We start from the raw sequence: 16,685 nt of genomic DNA on the forward strand, positions 1-16,685 counted from the left end.
TCAGATGAAGGTGCTGGTGTTTCACATCGGGCGCGAACGCTATGCCCTGCCCCTCACCGCGGTGCTGCGAGTGCTGCCGGTGGCGCGCCTGAAGCCGCTGCCGGGCGCGCCGCATTACGTGCCCGGCCTGCTCGATTTGCACGGCGAGCCGGTGCCCGTGATCGACCTGTCGCGCCTGGCCGGCAGCATTCCCGATGCCGTCCGCTACGACACCCGCATCCTCCTGCTCGACGTGCCGGTCCTCGGCAAGACGCGGCGCCTGGGCCTGAAGGCCGAGCACGTGGCGGGCGTCGCCGATATCGCTGCGGCCTTGCGCGAGGGCGGCGTGGCAGCCGCGCCCTGGCTCGGCGCCGTGGCGCCCGGCGCCAGCGCAGAAGGCGACGGCATGCTGCAGCTGATCGCGCCGGAGCGCCTGCTGGCGCCCGAGGTGGCGGCCCAGCTGTTTGGCGAGGGCGCGGCATGAACCTGCACCAGCTGCTGAAGCAGGTCACCGGCCTGGTGCTGTCGACCGAGGCGGTCGAACGCGCCGTGCGCGAGCGCATGCTGCGCATCAAGCTGTCCGCGCGCGAGGACTATGCGCCGCTGCCCGGCACGCCGGAGTTCGAAGCCCTGGTCGACCTCGTGACCGTGCCCGAATCCTGGATGTTCCGCGACCCCGAAGTGTTCGAGACCGCGCTGCGCTTCGTCCAGCGCCGCCTGCTCAGCCACCCGGGCCGGCAGGTGGCGATCCTGTCCCTGCCCTGCGCCGGCGGCGAGGAACCGTATTCGATGGCGATGGCGCTGGCGCGCGCCGGCATCACGCCGGCCCAGTGCCGCATCGATGCGGTCGACCTCTCGCAGGCCGCGATCGAACGCGCGCGACTGGGGCGCTACACGCGCAACGCCTTCCGCGGCGCCGACCTCGCCTTCCGCGAGCGCTGGTTCCGGAGAGACGATGATGCGGACGGCGACGAGTACGCGATTGCCGAGGCGCCGCGCCGCTACGTGCGCTTCAGCCAGGGCAACCTGTTGCAGCCGGCCGGGCTGGCGAAACACGCCGAGCGCTACGACCTCGTGTTCTGCCGTAACCTGCTGATCTATTTCGACGAGCCTGGGCGCGCAGCAGCCGCCGCCGCCATCCGGGACCTGCTGCTCGACGATGGCCTGCTGCTGTCCGGCTGCGCCGAGGCGCCGGCATTCTGCCGCGGCGGCTTTGCGCCGCAATCGCCGGGCGTCGCGTACGCGCTGCAGAAGCAGGCCGTGGCAACGGTGCGGCGGCGTCCGCGGCCCTCACCGCTCCCGGCCCCGGCAGCGGATGAGCGGCGCCCGGCCGCGCCGCCGCAGCCCGTTCGGGTGCCGCAGGAAGCCGCAAGGGCGCCGGCCGCCATGCCGGTAGCCGCCCTGATCGCGCACGCCCGCCAGCTGGCCGATGCCGGCCGCCTGTTCGACGCCAACCAGGCCTGCCACGAAGCGCTGGCCCTGCAGCCCGAGCTGGCCGAGGCCTGGTTCCTGCTCGGCCTCGTCAGCGAAGCCGAGGGCCAGCCGCGCACGGCCGAACGCCACCTGCGCCGCTGCCTCTACCTGCAGCCCGACCACTATGAGGCGCTGTGCAGCCTGGCCCTGCTGCACGAACAGCGCGGCGACGCGCTGGATGCCGACCTGCTGCGCCGCCGCGCCGCGCGCGCGCATGCGCGCAAGGAGGCGCGATGAGCGCCGACGACTGCTGGCGCCGCATCGGCGTGGCGGGCGACCGCAGCTGCGCCGAGCTGGCACAACATGTCCACTGCCGCAACTGCGGCGTATACGCGAGCGCCGCCCGCCGCAACCTGGAGCGCGCGGTCGAGCCTGACTACCGCGAAGCCTGGGCGCGCGAACTGGCCCTGCCGGAACCGGTCCCGCAGCCCCTTGACGCCGCCGCCATGGTATTCCGCATCGGCGCCGAATGGCTGGCGGTGCCGGTGGCGCTGGCCTCCGAGGTCGCGCCGCCGGCGCCCGTGCACCGTCTGCCGCACCGCAGCGGCGGCGCCCTGCTCGGCGTGGTGAATGTCGGCGGGCGCGTGCTGCCGGCGGTGTCGCTGGCGGCGCTGCTCGGCATCGCTACAAGCGCCGTGCCGGCCCCTGGCGGCCGCCACGCCTTCGAACGCCTGCTGGTGCTGGCGTTCACGGGCCAGCGCAGCCTGCGCATCGCGGTGCCGGTCGCGGAAATGCACGGCATCCTGCGGCATGCCTCGGGCGCCATGCGGGCGCCGGCGGCCACCCTCGGCCACCTGCCCTCGCCGCTGCTGGCCGGCGTGATCGCGGACGGCGCCATCGAGGCCGGCCTGCTGGACGCTGCCCTGCTCGAACGGGCACTCGAGGGCGTGCTGCGATGAGCATGGACCAGAGCTTCGGCCAGGACCTGAGCAGCTTCTCGATGCTGGACCTGTTCCGCATGGAGGCCCGGGCGCAGGCCCGTGTGCTCACCGACGGCCTGCTGCGCAGCGAGCGTGCGCCGGACGCCGCCACGCTGGAAGCGATGATGCGCGCCGCCCATTCGACCAAGGGCGCGGCCGCGATCGTCGGCATGGAGACGATGGTCGACCTCGCGCACGCGATGGAAGACGTGTTCATCGCCGCCCAGCAGGGCCGGTTGGCGCTGGGGCCCGCCGGCGTCGACGTGCTGCTTGGCGCGGTCGACCTGATGCGCCAGCTGGCCGATCTGCCCGAAGCGCAGCTGCCCGACGCCGGTCCGCACGCTGCCCAGGTGCAGGCCGTGCTGGCGGCGCTGGCCGCGCTGCAGGCCGGCGCCGAAGCCCCGCCGGCGGTGGCGCCGCTGACGCCCATCCTGTCCGCGGCTCCCATCGCCCCGACGCCGGCGCCCATGCCACCCCAGGCGCCGCCGGAAGCGCCCGCGCAAGCCCCGCGCAACGAGCTGCTCACGCTGGCCGGCCAGACGCGCCTGCACGCCGCCCAGCTGCGTCCCTGGATCGATTCCCTGCAGCGTTACAAGCGCCAGCAGCGCAGTGTTTTCGGCGCGCTCGAACAACTGAAGGACGCGATCCTCGATCACGGCGACCCGCGCCTGGTGGAACTGGTGCGCCAGGTGGACGAGCGCGCCCGCCAGCTGCCCCAGGCCCTGCAGCGCAGCATCCTCGACGCCGAACACTACGAGCGCCAGGCCACCGGCGTCGCCGCCCGCCTAGTCGACGAAGTGCTGGAACTGCACATGTGCCGCTTCGGCGATGGCCTGCACGGCCTGCCGCGCATGGTGCGCGACCTCGCGCGCAGCCTGGGCAAGGAAGTGCACCTGGACCTCAGCGGCGCCGACACCCTGGTCGACCGCGCCGTGCTGGTGCGCCTGGAAGCGCCGCTCAGCCAGCTGCTGCGTAATGCGGTCGACCACGGCATGGAAACGCCGGCCGAGCGCAGCGCCGCCGGCAAGCCGCGCGCCGGCAGCATCCGCCTGGCGGCGCACCACCGCGGCGGCATGCTGGCGATCGAAGTCAGCGACGACGGCCGCGGCGTCGACACCGAGCAGGTGCGCCGCGCCGCCGTGGCGCGCCGCCTGGTGCCGCCCGCGATTGCGCAGGCCCTGTCCAGCGCGGAGCTGATGGAGTTCCTGTTCCTGCCGGGCTTTTCGCTGAAGGAGGACGCCAACGCCATCTCCGGCCGCGGCGTCGGGCTGGACGTGGTGCATGAGATGGTGCAGGCCCAGAACGGCACGGTGCGGGTGGAGTCCACGCCCGGCGCCGGCTTTCGCACCACCATCGTGCTGCCGGTCACGCAGTCGATCGTGCGCGCGCTGGTGGCCGACGTCGGTGGCGAAGCCTATGCGCTGCCGATCGCGCGCGTCGAGCGCGTGCTGCGCGTGCCCGCCGGCGCGGTGCAGACGCTGTCGGGCCGCCAGTACCTGGACTACGAGGGAGCGCACCTCGGCCTGGTGGCCGCCGCGCGCGTGCTCGACCTGGGCGAAGCGGCTGCATCGGCTTCCAGTGCCGAGCTGGCGGTGGTCGTCATCGGCAGCGCGCGCGAGCGCTACGGCCTGGTCGTCGACGACGTGCGCGGCGAACAAAGCCTGACCGTGCAGCCGCTCGAGCCCATGTTCGGCAAACTGCGCGACGTCGCCTCCTGCGCCCTGCTGGACGACGGCGCCCCGGTCCTCATCCTGGACGTGCCGGACATGCTGCTGTCGATCGCGCGCCTGCTGGAAGCGGGCGAATCGCTGCAGCCGGCGCAAGGCGCGCAAGCCGCGGTTCGCGCCGCGCAGCAGGCCGCGCGCCGCATCCTGGTGGTGGACGATTCGCTGACGGTGCGCGAGATGCAGCGCAAGCTGCTGGCCGCGCGCGGCTACCGGGTGGACGTCGCGCTGGACGGCGTCGACGGTTGGAACAGCGTGCGCGCCGGCGCCTACGACCTGGTGATCACCGATATCGACATGCCGCGCCTGGACGGCATCCAGCTGCTCGAGCGCATCCGCCAGGACCCGCGCCTGCAGCGCCTGCCGGTGATGATCGTCTCGTACAAGGACAGGCCGGAAGACCGCGCACGCGGACTCGAAGCCGGCGCCGACTACTACCTGGCCAAGGGCGCCTTCCACGACGCCACCCTGCTCGACGCCGTGCGCGACCTGATCGGCACGGCCCATCCGGAAGCGCCGGCATGAGAATCGGCATCGCCAACGACGTGCCGATGGCAGCCGAGGCGCTGCGCCGCGTGCTGGCGGCCAGCGGCGAGCACAAGGTGGCGTGGATCGCACGCACCGGCCTCGACGCCGTGCGCCTGTGCGCCGACCTGCGCCCCGACCTGGTGCTGATGGACCTCGACATGCCCCTGCTCGACGGCGTCGAGGCGACCCGCCGCATCATGGCCAACGAGCCGTGCGCGATCCTGGTCGTGACCGCGCGGCCGCAGGACAATGTCGGCCAGGTGTTCCGCGCCCTCGGCGCCGGCGCCCTCGACGTGGTCGCCACCCCGGTGCTGCTCGGCCAGGAGGACGGCGCCGCCGCGCTGCTGGCCAAGATCCGCACGATAGGTAAACTGGTCAAGGGGCGCCCTGCCCCGGTGCCGCTGAGCAGCCCGCACGTGGCGCGGCTGGTCGCGATCGGCGCCTCGACCGGCGGTCCGGTGGCGCTGGCGCGCCTGTTCGCGGACTGGCGCCCGCCGCCAGATACCGCCGCAGTGGTGGTCCAGCACCTCGACGCCGGCTTTTCCGCCCAGCTGGTGAAATGGCTGGGCGAGCAGACCGCGGCGAAGGTCGTCGCGATCGCCGATGGCGACCGGCTGGAGGGCGGCGTGGTGCAGCTGGCGGCCACCGACAACCACCTGCGCCTGGCGCCGGGCCACCGCCTGCGCTACGACGCCCACCCGCATGACGAGATCCACCGCCCGTCCATCGACGTGTTCTTCCGCTCGGTGGCGCGGCACTGGGAGCGCAAGGCCACCGGCATCCTGCTGACCGGCATGGGACGCGACGGCGCCGCCGGCCTGCTGGCGATGCGCGAGGCCAGCCAGGCGACCATCGCCCAGGACGAGGCCAGCAGCGCGGTGTACGGGATGCCGCGTGCGGCGGCCGAGCTGGGCGCGGCCGAGCAGATTTTGCCAATCGGCAAAATATCGGGCGCTTTGACGGGCTAAGGCAGCGGCGCGGCGCCCTGCCTGGTCCTTTGCTACCATGGTCCAGTGACCAGGTAGGAGGACAAGCCCATGAAGGATCTGAACAGTTTTCCGGTAACGCGCAAATGGCCGGCGCAGCATCCGGACCGGCTGCAGCTGTATTCGATGCCGACGCCAAACGGTGTCAAGGCCGCGATCATGCTGGAAGAGACTGGCCTGCCCTACGAGGTGCACCGCGTGGCCTTCGAACAGCAGGAGCAGACCTCGCCCGAATACCTGTCCCTGAACCCGAACAACAAGATCCCGTCCATCATCGACCCGAACGGGCCGGACGGCGAGCCGCTGCCGCTCTGGGAATCGGGCGCCATCCTGCTCTACCTGGCCGAAAAGACCGGCCAACTGCTCCCGCCTGACGCGGCAGGGCGCTACGAGACGATCCAGTGGGTGATGTTCCAGAATGGCGGCATCGGGCCGACCTTCGGCCAACTGGGCTTTTTCCTGAAATTCGCCGGCAAGGATTGGCCGGACAAGCGCCCGCGCGACCGCTTCGTGGACGAGGCCAAGCGCCTGCTGGGTGTGCTCGACAAGCGGCTCGAGGGGCGGGACTGGATCATGGGCGGGCGCTACACGATCGCCGACATCATGACTTTCCCCTGGGTGAACGGCTTGCAGTCCCTCGAAGGCGCGCGTGAGCTGGTCGGTTTCGACAAGTTCCGGAATGTGGACCGTGTGCTGCAGGCTTTCCAGCAGCGGCCGGCCGTGAGCAAGGGGCTCAAGATTCCGGCTGCGCCCGTCAAATGAAGACGGGTTCCGGCTCCAGCAGCACCCCGAACTTCGCCTGCACATCCGCCTGGATCGCCTTTGCCAGCGCCCACACTTCCTCGCCGCTGGCGCCGCCATTGTTGACCAGCACCAGCGCCTGCTTCGGATAGACGCCGGCGCGGCCCAGCGATTTGCCCTTCCAGCCGCACTGGTCGATCAGCCAGCCGGCCGCCAGCTTTTCGCTGCCGTCGGGCTGCAGGTGGTGGACCAGGTTCGGCCAGGTGGCCAGCAGCTGCGCGCAGTGCTCGCCGGAGACCACCGGATTCTTGAAGAAGCTGCCAGCATTGCCGATCTCGGCCGGGTCGGGCAGCTTCCGGCGGCGGATCGCGATCACCGCGTCGGCCACCTGGCGCGCGCTCGGCGCGGCGATGCCGTCCAGCTCCTTGGCCAGCTCGGCATAGCGCAGGTTCGGCGTCCACGCGCGCGGCAGCGCGAAGGTGACGTCCAGCACGGCCAGCGAGCGGCCGTCTTCGTGCTTGAACACGCTGTCGCGGTAGGCGAAGCGGCAGGCGGCGGCATCCATGCTGTGGGTCTCGCCAGTCGAAAAATCGAAGGCGGTCAGCGAATGGAACAGGTCCTTGGTTTCGGCCCCGTAGGCGCCGATGTTCTGGATCGGCGAGGCCCCCACCGTGCCCGGGATCAGCGACAGATTTTCCAGCCCGCCCAGTCCCTGGTCCAGGGTCCACTGGACGAAGGCGTGCCAGTTCTCGCCGGCGCGGGCGCGCACCAGGATGGCATCGGGCGTTTCCCCGACGATCTCCTTGCCCATCAGCGCCATGTGCAGCACCAGCAAATCGACTTCGTCATGGGTGATCAGCAGGTTGCTGCCGCCGCCCAGCACCAGGCGCGGCAGCGCGGCGAGTTCGGGATCGGCGACCAGCGCCGTCAATTGCGCGGGATCCTCGACGCGCAGGTAGCGCCGGGCGCGCGCCGGGATGCCGAAGGTGTTGAATTGCTGGAGGGAGATGTCGTGTTCGATGGGAAGTGCTTGCATGGCTGGGTCCGGAGTTGGCCACTGATTATAGTGGGAAACAGGCGCCCTGACGCCAGCCGTCCGTTACAATATCGTCATTCGTCACCCAATAAAAAAAGGAACACACATGCCATCGTTTGATGTGGTCTGCGAAGCAGACATGGTCGAAGTAAAGAACGCCGTCGAGAATTCGAGCAAGGAAATCGAAACCCGTTTCGACTTCAAGGGCACCTCGGCCAAGGTCGAGCAAAAGGACAAGGAAATCACCCTGTTCGGCGATTCCGACTTCCAGATTTCCCAGGTGAAGGACGTCCTGCTGAACAAGATGACCAAGCGTAAGGTCGACGTCCGCTTCCTCGATGAAGGCAAGATCGAGAAGATCGGCGGCGACAAGGTCAAGCAGGTGATCAAGGTGCGCAACGGCATCGAGAGCGAGGACGCAAAGAAGATCACCAAACTGATCAAGGAAAGCAAGATGAAGGTGCAAGCCTCGATCCAGGGCGAATCCGTGCGCGTCACCGGCAAGGATCGCGATACCCTGCAGGAAGCGATCGCCCTGCTGCGCAAGGACGTCACCGACCTGCCGCTCGCTTTCAACAACTTCCGCGACTGAGCGGAATACCGGGCCGTTACCGCACGACCGTGCGCTAAATGGCCCTCTGTAAAGCCCCTCTCCTGCGGTAGAATGGCGGGCGATAAGTCTATGGCTGTTAAGGAAAGAAATGAAACGTGTAGATGATTTCCGCCTGCGCTTGGGTGGCAAGGAATATGTGCCCATCATGATCGGCGGAATGGGGGTCGATATCTCGACGTCCGAACTGGCGCTGGAGGCAGCGCGCCTCGGCGGCATTGGCCACATTTCCGATGCGATGGTGCCCGATGTGTCGGACCGCAAGTTCGACACGAGCTTCGTCAAGGAAAAGACCAAGCTCTACAAGTTCAACATCAACAACATGGACAAGTCGGTGGTCCAGTTCGACCTCGAGCGCCTGGCCGAGGCGACCCGCCTGCACGTGGGCGCGACCATGGCGGCGAAGAAAGGCGATGGCCTGATCTTCGTGAACTGCATGGAAAAGCTGACCATGAACGCGCCGAAGGAAACCCTGCGCACCCGCCTGTCGGCCGCGCTCGACGCCGGCATCGACGGCATCACCATGTCGGCCGGCCTGCACCTGGGTTCGTTCGAGCTCATCAAGGACCATCCGCGCTTCCGCGAGGCCAAGCTGGGCATCATCGTGTCCTCGGTGCGCGCGCTGCAGCTGTTCCTGCGCAAGGTCTCGCGCCTGAACCGCAATCCCGACTACATCATCGTCGAAGGTCCGCTGGCCGGCGGCCACCTCGGCTTCGGCATCGACGACTGGCAGCAGTACGACCTGCACACCATCATGGACGAGATCCATGCGTACATGAAGGCGGAAAACCTGGACATCCCGCTGATCGCCGCGGGCGGCATCTTCACCGGCAGCGATGCGGTGAGCTTCCTGGAAAAAGGCGCCGGCGGCGTGCAGGTGGCGACCCGCTTCACCGTGACCCGCGAGTGCGGCCTGCCGGACGACGTCAAGCAGGAGTACTACCGCGCCAGCGAGGAAGACATCATCGTCAACGGCGTCTCGCCGACCGGCTATCCGATGCGCATGCTGACGCAGACCCCGGCGATCGGCTCCGGCATCCGCCCGGGCTGCGAATCCTACGGCTACCTGCTGGACGCAACCGGCAACTGCGCGTACATCAACTCGTACAACCGCGAGGTGCAGGCGAATCCGGGCTCGAAGGACATCAAGGTCTTCGACAAGACCTGCCTGTGCACCCACATGCGCAACTTCAACTGCTGGACCTGCGGCTCGACCACGTATCGCCTGAAGGACACGACCCACAAGCTGGCCGACGGCCGCTACCAGATCCTGTCGGCCGAGCACGTGTTCAAGGACTACCAGTTCAGCGTCGACAACCAGGTCGCCCTGCCCCCGCGCGCCGAAGCCGCCGCCTGATATTCTTCGCGGAACGGTTCCCATGAACCGCTGTCCAACAGCGGTTGGCCTTGCATGGGGACCCCGATGTTCGACACCGACCCGCCCGCGCACGCCGTCTTCCTGACGGACGATGCGGGCAACATCATTACCTGGAATGCGGGCTGCGAAGCCCTGTTCGGCCTGGATGCCGATAGCGTTCTCGGCCGTCCCGTTACCGATTTGTTCGTCGCCAGCGCCCGCGACGCCTGGACTGCCGGCTGGGCCGCACTGGCCCAGCACCCCGAAGGCGCCCAGCTGAACGCCGACCTGCGCTGCTGCGACAAGCGCGTGTTTTCCGCCACACTGGCGCTGGCCCCGCAGCTCGACGCCGCCGGCCGGCTGATCGGCTGCGCCGTCGCCGTCACCACCGAATTCGAGCGCGGCGCCCCGGAATCCGAGCACGTCGCCCGCACCCCGCTGTCGGCCGTCGTCGACCTCTTCCCCGGCACCTTCTATGCCCTCAACCGCGAGGGCCGCTTCGTGCTGTGGAACCGCAACCTGGAACGCCTGACCGGCATGGCGCCGGAAGAACTGGCCGCCGCGCGCGCGCCCGACCTGCTCGACCTGGAGCAGCGCACCATGCTCAACGACGCCATCCGCCGCGTGCTCGACCAGGGCGAGGAGGTCAAGCTGGAAGTCCAGTACGTGTCGCGCAGCGGCAAGGAGATCCCGGTCCTGCTGTGCGGCACGCGGGTGCACTGCAACGGCGGCAACTACGTGTTCGGGATCGGCATCGACATCGGCGAGCGGCGCCAGCGCGAGGAACAGCTGCGCCTGCGCGAACGCGCGCTGCACGCGGCCAGCAACGGCATCGTGATCGCCCGCTGCGAGGGCCCGGACAACCCCATCGAATACGTGAACCCGGCCTTCGAGCGCATCAGCGGCTACTCCGCGGCGGAATCGGTCGGCCGCGACCCGCGCTTCATGGCCGCGCCCGGCATGGACACGAGCGAGCGCGCCGAGCTGCGCGAGGCGATCGCGGCGCAGCGCCAGGTCAATGTGGTGCTGCGCAACCTGCGCAAAAGCGGCGAGCTGTTCTGGAACGACCTGAACATCACCCCGGTCCACGACGAGCACGGCACGGTCACCCACTTCATCGGCGTCATCAACGACGTCACCGCGGCCATGCTGCGCACCGCCCACCTCGAGCACGAGGTCAACCACGACCCGCTCACCGGCCTCGCCAACCGCAACCTGCTGTGGGACCGGCTCGACCAGGCCGTGCACGTGGCGCAGCGTCAGAAGTCGCTGGTGGCCACCGTGCTGATCGACCTGAACAACTTCAAGACCATCAACGACACGCTGGGCCACGAGGCCGGCGACGTGGTGCTGAAGGTGGTGGCGCGGCGCCTGCAGGCCTCGGTGCGCGACAGCGACACGGTGGCGCGCATGTCCGGCGACGAGTTCGTGCTGGTGCTGGCCAACCAGCCCTCGCTGCGCTTCACCCTGCGCATGGTCGAGCGCCTGCGCCAGAGCTTCGCGATCCCGGTGTCCTTCAACGGCCGCGAGATCCCGGTCGGCGCCAGCGTCGGCGTGGCGCTCTACCCGCACGACGGCACCACCTCCACCGAGCTGGTGCGCGCCGCCGACGTCGCCATGTACCACGGCAAGGGCAACGGCCACAACGACGTGCATTTCTTCTCGGCCGACATGCGGTCGAGTAACGATGCCAAGCGCAAGATCGAGGAAGACCTGAAGCACGCGCTCGAGAACGACGAGCTGTTCCTGCTCTACCAGCCGCATGTTTCTCTGCGCACCGGCAAGGTCAAGGGCTTTGAAGCCCTGCTGCGCTGGCGCCACCCGGAACAGGGCGTGCTGCCGCCCAGCCGCTTCCTCAGCGAGGCCGAGGAAAACGGCGTCATCGTGCCGATCGGCCGGCGCGTGCTGGACCTTGCCTGCGCATTCGCATCCCAACTCCGCCAGGACGGCGTGCAGGGCGTACGGGCAGCCGGCGTCCCTGTCACCGTCAACGTGTCCTACCGCGAGTACAGCCAGGCCGACTTCGTCGACAACCTGTCCGTGCTGCTGGCGCGCCACGAGCTGCCGGCCGACAGCCTGCAGCTCGACCTGCCGATCGACGGCCTGCTGCGCAATCCGGGACTCGGGCGCGACGTGGCGCGCCAGCTGCGCACGCTCGGCGTCTGCCTGTCGGTGGACGGCTTCGGCGCCGGCCTGTGCGACCTCGCCTACCTGCAGCAGCTCGAAGCCACCCAGGTCAAGCTGTCACGCCACACCGTGCACGGCATCGCCGACGGCACCAGCGCCCTGGTGAAGAGCCTGATCGACATCGGGCACAACCTGAACATGGAGGTGGTGGGCGAAGCGGTGGAGACGCGGCCGCAGATGGACTTCCTGAAGTCGCATGGCTGCGACCAGTTGCAGGGGATCTGGTTCAGTGAGCCGCTGGATGCGGAGGCCGCGCAGCAGATGTTGAGGAGTCACCAGCCCGCCTGATTTGTGACTGCGGCTCACAAATCAGGCGTTGCGGGACTCAGCCTTCGGATGTGATCCGCTGAATCAGTGCGCCAAGCACGTCTTCCGCCATCTCGTTCGACACCTGGCAAGTCCCGGCATTCTCATGCCCGCCGCCACCGTATTCCAGCATCAGCGTGCCGATGTTGGTATTCGAGCTGCGGTTAAGGATCGATTTGCCGGTGGCGAAGACCGTGTTCTGGTTCTTCAGCCCCCACAGCACGTGGATCGAGATGTTCGTCTCCGGGAACAGCGCGTAGATCAGGAAGCGGTTGCCGGCGAAGATCGTCTGCTCTTCGCGCAGATCGAGCACCACCAGGTTCTTGTGCACCTTGGCGCAGCGGCGAATCTGCTGCTTGCACAGCTCGTTGTGCTCCATGTACAGCGCGGTGCGCTCGCGCACGTCGGGCAGCTGCATGATCTGCTCGATGCCGAGGGTGCGGCAGTGGCCGATCAGGTCCATCATCAGCTGGTAGTTCGAGATGCGGAAGTCGTGGAAGCGGCCCAGGCCGGTGCGCGCGTCCATCAGGAAGTTCAGCAGATTCCAGCCCTGCGGATCCAGGATCTCCTCACGCGAGAATTGTGCGGCGTCGGCCTTGTCGACGGCGTCCATCATGCTGCGCCAGGCGGAGGGGAAGGCGCGCGAGCCGCCGTAGTAGTCGTAGACCACGCGCGCGGCCGACGGCGCCCTGGGGTCGATCACGTGGTTTTCGCGGCGCCCGCTGTTGCGGATGGTTTCCGACAAGTGATGGTCGAAGGCCAGGTGAGCCCCGGCCACGTAAGGCAGGTTGGTGGTGATGTCGCGCTTGCTGATGGCGATCTTTCCATCCTGCATGTCCTTGGGGTGGACGAACAGGATGTCGTCGATCAGGTCCAGGTGCTTGAGCAGGACCGCGCAGACCAGGCCGTCAAAGTCGCTGCGGGTAACGAGGCGGTAGCGTTGAGGAACGGCAGACATGGGCTTTACCCTTTCATTTCATGAAGAACGAATAACGGGCTGGCGCAGCCAGGGCTTGGTTCATCATACCTTGCAATTTTGCATCTTTCAAAGCTGCATTTTCGCCACGGATGCAATCTGGACCTCGCTTCCTGCAGGCTGTCGCATTCTGCTGGCAATGGCGGTGGCCAGGAATTAAAGTTGCAACATCCCAACAGTGATGCTGGGCCCCGAGAGCGGGTTTTCCGCTGGCATCGCACGCCAGCGGTTACACTCGCAAATTACTGTTTAATCAAGATGAGCTCCATGCAGACCCGGCGTTCGACCCAGCAATCTTTTTCCAACACCCTGTCGTGGCTGTACCACGCATTCGATGCGGTCGCGACCTGGGTGACGCGCCTGTCCTGGTGGAAGTTCTTCCTGTTCGCTGCGCTGATGCTGGTTGCCGGCCAGATCCTGCAGGACCAGCTGTTCTCGGGCGGCGAGGAAGACCCGGTTGCCGAGCGCAGCGCGCGCAAGTCCGAGCCGGCCATCACGATCGACGACAGCGGCATCCGCATCAGCCCGCGCGCCAAGCGCCGCGGCAACGACGATGAAGCCGAGGCCCAGAAAGCCGCCGAGGCGGCCGCCAGCGCGATTTCCGCGAACGCCCTGAAGCAAGCCGAGCAGGCCAGCAAGGCCGCGGCCGACGCGGAAAAGAGCGCAAACGACGCGGCGAAGAATGCCGATGATTCCGAGAAGAACGCCATCGACGCTGGCAAGGCGGCCAATGACACCGCACCGGCGACGCCAGCGACACCGGCGACCCCGGCGACGCCGACCCCGCCCGCGAACGGCAAGGGCATCGGCGCCAAGCTGGTGCGCGGCGCGAACGGCGGCGAAGTCCACATCGACCTGCCGCCGCAGATCGGCGAGGAATTGTCCGATGCCATCGAAGCGGCCGTCGACGACGCCGCCGAAGCCAAGGCGCGCAGCTACCACAAGCAGGCCTCGACCTGGTTCACCAGCTTCGTCTGGCTGCTGGTGCTGGCCCTGTTCGGCACCAAGGCCCTGATGAGCGGCAAGAAGCGCGCGGAAGCGGAAATGCAGAGCGCCACCCAGGCCGCCGAGCGCGAATCGATGCAGCGCCAGCTGTCGGAAGCGCGGATGGCGGCCATGCAGGCCCAGGTCGAGCCGCACTTCCTGTTCAACACCCTGGCCTCGGTCGAGCACCTGATCGAGACCGATCCTCCGCGTGCCTCGGCCATGCAGCGCACCCTGATCCAGTATCTGCGCGCCGTCATCCCGCAAATGCGCGACGCCAACCTGACCACCAGCCTCGGGCGCGAGGTCGACATGGTCACCTCCTACCTCGACCTGCTGAAGATGCGCATGGAAGAGCGCCTGACGGTCGACCTGCAGGTGCCGGACGGCCTGCGCAGCGCGGCCTTCCCGCCGATGATGCTGCAGTCGATGGTCGAGAATGCGATCAAGCATGGGCTGGAGACCAAGCCCGACGGAGGGCACCTGGCGGTGACCGCGGAAATCGCCGACAGCAAGCTGCGCGTGACGGTGGCCGACGACGGCGTCGGCTTCGGCGTGGTGCCCAGCAAGGGCACCGGGCTCGGCTTGTCGAACATCAGGGAGCGCCTGAAACTGCTGCACGGCGACGCCGGCCAGCTGCACATCGCCGCCAACATCCCGAGCGGCGTCATCGCGACCATCGAAGTCCCCTACCAGCTAGCCTCGAAGTAATAGCAGGTGTCAGGACTAATCTATTGCCTGCTACCCGATTTCGTTGAATAATCGTCACTCTTTCTTTTACCTCTACCCGCCATGCCTACCGCAATCATTGCCGACGACGAAAGACTGATGCGCGACCTGCTTCGTACCCGCCTGTCCCAGGTGTGGCCGGAACTGGAGATCGTCGGCGAGGCCAAGAACGGCGATGAAGCCGTGCAGCTGGTCTCCGCGTTGAAACCCGACCTGACCTTTCTCGATATCCGCATGCCGGGCAAGACCGGGATGGAAGCGGCGCGCGACATCGGCGACGCCAGCCAGGTCGTGTTCGTCACCGCCTACGACCAGTACGCGGTCGAGGCCTTCGAGCGCGGCGCCGTCGACTACGTGCTGAAACCGCCGGAGCCGGAGCGCCTCAAGATCACGGTCGAGCGCCTGAAGGAACGCCTGTCGGCGCCCGCAGGGCCGGGCGGCAAAACGGCGACCAACGTCAGCGACACCGTCACCGCCATGCTGTCGCAGCTGGCCGAGAAGATCGCCTCGCCGAAGCCGAAATACCTGCAGTGGATCCAGGCCAGCATCGGCCAAGACCTGCGCATGATCCCGGTCGAGGAAATCCTGTTCTTCCGCTCCGACGAAAAATACACCTGCGTGCAGACCGAGAAGTTCGAAGCCCTGATCAGGAAGCCGGTGCGCGACCTGGCCGAGGAACTCGATCCCTCGCTGTTCTGGCAGATCCACCGCGCGACCCTGGTCAACGTCAACGCCATCGAAGGCGTGACGCGCGACATCCGCGGCCGCCACCTGGTCCTGATCAAGGGCCGCCCGGACAAGCTGGAAGTCAGCCGCAGCTTCCTGCATTTGTTCAAGCAGATGTAAATCAAGCTGTCACGAAGCGCTGCCGAGTAAGGTAGATGCCGGACCCGCACTGCGGGTTGATTTTCATAGGCATCCATGAAACATCAGCGCCTTCGCTCGACCGCCTGGGCCGCGACCTGCTTCCTGCTCGGGCTCGCGGCCGGCCGCCGGCTGGGCTGCCAGTCCTCCGGAGATTCAGACACCGTGCCGGCCAGCCGCCAGATCGTCCACGACGCCAACGATGCCATCGTCTCCGCCGACGGCAGCTACACCATCGTCATGGCCAATCCCGCCGCCGCCGCGCTGTTCGGCACCACCGTCGAGGCCTTGATCGGCAGCCCGCTGGCGCGCTTCATCGAATCGGCCAAGGCCGAGCCGGAAGAGCTGCTCGAATACTTCCGCGCCGGCAGCGGGCGCGCCGGCCGCCGCTCCACCGACTACGCCGTCACCGGCCTGCGCGCCGACGGCCAGCGCTTCCCCATCGAAGGCTCGATCTCGCGCGCCAACGAAGGCGCGCCCTTCTACACCGTGATCATGCGCGACGTCTCGGAGCGCCAGCGGGTGCAGGAAAAGCTGACCCGCTCGCACGACCAGCTGCGCCAGCTGTCGGCCGCACTGCAGACCATCCGCGAAGAAGAACGCACCCATATCGCACGCGAGCTGCACGACGACCTCGGGCAGATCCTGGCCTCGCTGCGCATGGACCTGACCCTGCTGCAGCAGGAAGACGGCACCTCGGAGGACAGCCTGCGCCTGATGGCGGGCATGGAGCAGAACCTGCTGACGGCGATCGCCTCGCTGCGCCGCATCGCCACCAACCTGCGTCCGCGCGCACTCGACGAAGGCGGCCTGTATTTCGCCTTGAAAGGCCTGCGCGACGATTTCGTCGAGCGCTACAACATCCCCACCACCCTGCTCGCCGACGAAGCCGAACTGCGCCTCGACGACAGCGCCAGCACGGCCATCTTCCGCATGGTGCAGGAAGCGCTGACCAACATCGCGCGCCACGCCGAGGCGACGGCCGTCACCATGAACCTGTTCCGCTCGAACAGCGACCTATTGATCACCATCCGCGACGACGGCCGCGGCATCCGTCCCGAGGACATGGAAAAGGCCGAGTCACTGGGCCTGATCGGCATGCGTGAACGGGTGTGGGCCATGAACGGCGAGATCAGCATCACCTCCGACGAGCCGCCCGGCACCCGGATCGACATCGTGGTGCCGGTCCACGGCCACACTGTCTGAATTTCTTTTTGTCATCAAACCGACATATCTCTTCGATAAGATGCGACGCGTTTCGACCTGTTTCGTCATCTACTTGGAG

At 67.7% G+C, this 16,685-nt stretch carries 15 protein-coding genes; 13 read left to right on the top strand and 2 right to left on the bottom strand.

The genetic code is table 11. From position 1 onward, the window contains the following. Nucleotides 1-4: 4 nt before the first annotated feature. From AC07PE_RS19425 to AC07PE_RS19450, 6 genes are all read left to right on the top strand, one after another. A complete protein-coding gene (locus tag AC07PE_RS19425; RefSeq protein ID WP_498767457.1) occupies nt 5-463 on the top strand; it encodes a chemotaxis protein CheW in 459 nt (152 codons plus the stop codon). Beyond that, the gene (locus AC07PE_RS19430; protein WP_498767459.1) at nt 460-1,689 is read left to right on the top strand and encodes a CheR family methyltransferase; all 1,230 of its coding nucleotides are present in this window, start codon (nt 460-462) and stop codon (nt 1,687-1,689) included. The genes AC07PE_RS19425 and AC07PE_RS19430 overlap by 4 nt, the downstream gene beginning before the upstream one ends. After that, nucleotides 1,686-2,351, top strand: coding sequence for a chemotaxis protein CheW (locus tag AC07PE_RS19435; RefSeq protein ID WP_498767462.1), 666 nt, complete (start codon nt 1,686-1,688; stop codon nt 2,349-2,351). The genes AC07PE_RS19430 and AC07PE_RS19435 overlap by 4 nt, the downstream gene beginning before the upstream one ends. After that, complete coding sequence (locus tag AC07PE_RS19440; RefSeq protein WP_498767464.1) at nt 2,348-4,621, top strand: hybrid sensor histidine kinase/response regulator; 2,274 nt, start codon at nt 2,348-2,350, stop codon at nt 4,619-4,621. Before AC07PE_RS19435 ends, AC07PE_RS19440 begins: the two co-directional genes overlap by 4 nt. Continuing rightward, nucleotides 4,618-5,592, top strand: a complete 975-nt coding sequence (gene cheB, locus AC07PE_RS19445) for a chemotaxis-specific protein-glutamate methyltransferase CheB (RefSeq protein ID WP_498767466.1) — start codon at nt 4,618-4,620, stop codon at nt 5,590-5,592. The genes AC07PE_RS19440 and cheB overlap by 4 nt, the downstream gene beginning before the upstream one ends. Nucleotides 5,593-5,661: 69 nt before the next feature. Next, nucleotides 5,662-6,372: a glutathione S-transferase family protein gene (locus AC07PE_RS19450; RefSeq protein ID WP_498767468.1), complete on the top strand. Its 711-nt coding sequence runs from the start codon at nt 5,662-5,664 to the stop codon at nt 6,370-6,372. Here AC07PE_RS19450 and murB read toward each other — a convergent pair. Next, nucleotides 6,365-7,387, bottom strand: coding sequence for a UDP-N-acetylmuramate dehydrogenase (gene murB, locus AC07PE_RS19455; RefSeq protein WP_498767470.1), 1,023 nt, complete (start codon nt 7,385-7,387; stop codon nt 6,365-6,367). The two genes, AC07PE_RS19450 and murB, sit on opposite strands and share 8 nt — an antisense overlap. A gap of 106 nt (nt 7,388-7,493) precedes the next feature. Between murB and AC07PE_RS19460 the strand changes: the two genes are divergently transcribed. The 3 genes from AC07PE_RS19460 (at nt 7,494) to AC07PE_RS19470 (ending at nt 11,829) form a co-directional block, all read left to right on the top strand. Then, nucleotides 7,494-7,979 carry a YajQ family cyclic di-GMP-binding protein gene (locus AC07PE_RS19460; protein ID WP_498767472.1) on the top strand — a complete coding sequence of 162 codons (486 nt, stop codon included), beginning with the start codon at nt 7,494-7,496 and terminating at the stop codon, nt 7,977-7,979. A gap of 109 nt (nt 7,980-8,088) precedes the next feature. Then, a complete protein-coding gene (locus AC07PE_RS19465; protein ID WP_498767474.1) occupies nt 8,089-9,354 on the top strand; it encodes a nitronate monooxygenase in 1,266 nt (421 codons plus the stop codon). 66 nt (nt 9,355-9,420) lie between these two features. Beyond that, nucleotides 9,421-11,829 (top strand): sensor domain-containing protein, encoded by a 2,409-nt coding sequence (locus tag AC07PE_RS19470; protein WP_498767476.1) that lies wholly within the window; start codon nt 9,421-9,423, stop codon nt 11,827-11,829. A gap of 37 nt (nt 11,830-11,866) precedes the next feature. Here the strand turns inward: AC07PE_RS19470 and AC07PE_RS19475 are convergent, their stop codons facing one another. Continuing rightward, nucleotides 11,867-12,805 (bottom strand): exopolyphosphatase, encoded by a 939-nt coding sequence (locus AC07PE_RS19475; RefSeq protein ID WP_498767478.1) that lies wholly within the window; start codon nt 12,803-12,805, stop codon nt 11,867-11,869. Here AC07PE_RS19475 and AC07PE_RS19480 point away from each other — a divergent pair. The 4 genes from AC07PE_RS19480 (at nt 12,804) to AC07PE_RS19495 (ending at nt 16,606) form a co-directional block, all read left to right on the top strand. Next, nucleotides 12,804-12,983, top strand: coding sequence for a hypothetical protein (locus tag AC07PE_RS19480; protein ID WP_498767480.1), 180 nt, complete (start codon nt 12,804-12,806; stop codon nt 12,981-12,983). The genes AC07PE_RS19475 and AC07PE_RS19480 overlap by 2 nt on opposite strands. A 98-nt stretch (nt 12,984-13,081) precedes the next feature. Beyond that, nucleotides 13,082-14,518: a sensor histidine kinase gene (locus tag AC07PE_RS19485; protein WP_498767482.1), complete on the top strand. Its 1,437-nt coding sequence runs from the start codon at nt 13,082-13,084 to the stop codon at nt 14,516-14,518. A gap of 81 nt (nt 14,519-14,599) precedes the next feature. Beyond that, a complete protein-coding gene (locus AC07PE_RS19490) occupies nt 14,600-15,382 on the top strand; it encodes a LytR/AlgR family response regulator transcription factor (RefSeq protein ID WP_498767484.1) in 783 nt (260 codons plus the stop codon). 75 nt (nt 15,383-15,457) lie between these two features. Further along, the gene (locus tag AC07PE_RS19495; RefSeq protein WP_498767486.1) at nt 15,458-16,606 is read left to right on the top strand and encodes a PAS domain-containing sensor histidine kinase; all 1,149 of its coding nucleotides are present in this window, start codon (nt 15,458-15,460) and stop codon (nt 16,604-16,606) included. Nucleotides 16,607-16,685: the final 79 nt, after the last annotated feature.

Source organism: Telluria sp. GW821-FHT07G12 (assembly GCF_059418525.1).

Excerpts from the sequence above, each read along its gene's own strand:
- AC07PE_RS19490 (WP_498767484.1), top strand. The coding sequence starts at position 14,600 with ATGCCTACCGCAATCATTGCCGACGACGAAAGACTGATGCGCGACCTG.
- murB (WP_498767470.1), bottom strand. The coding sequence starts at position 7,387 with ATGCAAGCACTTCCCATCGAACACGACATCTCCCTCCAGCAATTCAAC.
- AC07PE_RS19480 (WP_498767480.1), top strand. The coding sequence starts at position 12,804 with ATGGGCTTTACCCTTTCATTTCATGAAGAACGAATAACGGGCTGGCGC.
- AC07PE_RS19450 (WP_498767468.1), top strand. The coding sequence starts at position 5,662 with ATGAAGGATCTGAACAGTTTTCCGGTAACGCGCAAATGGCCGGCGCAG.
- AC07PE_RS19485 (WP_498767482.1), top strand. The coding sequence starts at position 13,082 with ATGAGCTCCATGCAGACCCGGCGTTCGACCCAGCAATCTTTTTCCAAC.
- AC07PE_RS19470 (WP_498767476.1), top strand. The coding sequence starts at position 9,421 with ATGTTCGACACCGACCCGCCCGCGCACGCCGTCTTCCTGACGGACGAT.
- cheB (WP_498767466.1), top strand. The coding sequence starts at position 4,618 with ATGAGAATCGGCATCGCCAACGACGTGCCGATGGCAGCCGAGGCGCTG.
- AC07PE_RS19475 (WP_498767478.1), bottom strand. The coding sequence starts at position 12,805 with ATGTCTGCCGTTCCTCAACGCTACCGCCTCGTTACCCGCAGCGACTTT.
- AC07PE_RS19435 (WP_498767462.1), top strand. The coding sequence starts at position 1,686 with ATGAGCGCCGACGACTGCTGGCGCCGCATCGGCGTGGCGGGCGACCGC.
- AC07PE_RS19495 (WP_498767486.1), top strand. The coding sequence starts at position 15,458 with ATGAAACATCAGCGCCTTCGCTCGACCGCCTGGGCCGCGACCTGCTTC.
- AC07PE_RS19440 (WP_498767464.1), top strand. The coding sequence starts at position 2,348 with ATGAGCATGGACCAGAGCTTCGGCCAGGACCTGAGCAGCTTCTCGATG.
- AC07PE_RS19425 (WP_498767457.1), top strand. The coding sequence starts at position 5 with ATGAAGGTGCTGGTGTTTCACATCGGGCGCGAACGCTATGCCCTGCCC.
- AC07PE_RS19460 (WP_498767472.1), top strand. The coding sequence starts at position 7,494 with ATGCCATCGTTTGATGTGGTCTGCGAAGCAGACATGGTCGAAGTAAAG.
- AC07PE_RS19465 (WP_498767474.1), top strand. The coding sequence starts at position 8,089 with ATGAAACGTGTAGATGATTTCCGCCTGCGCTTGGGTGGCAAGGAATAT.
- AC07PE_RS19430 (WP_498767459.1), top strand. The coding sequence starts at position 460 with ATGAACCTGCACCAGCTGCTGAAGCAGGTCACCGGCCTGGTGCTGTCG.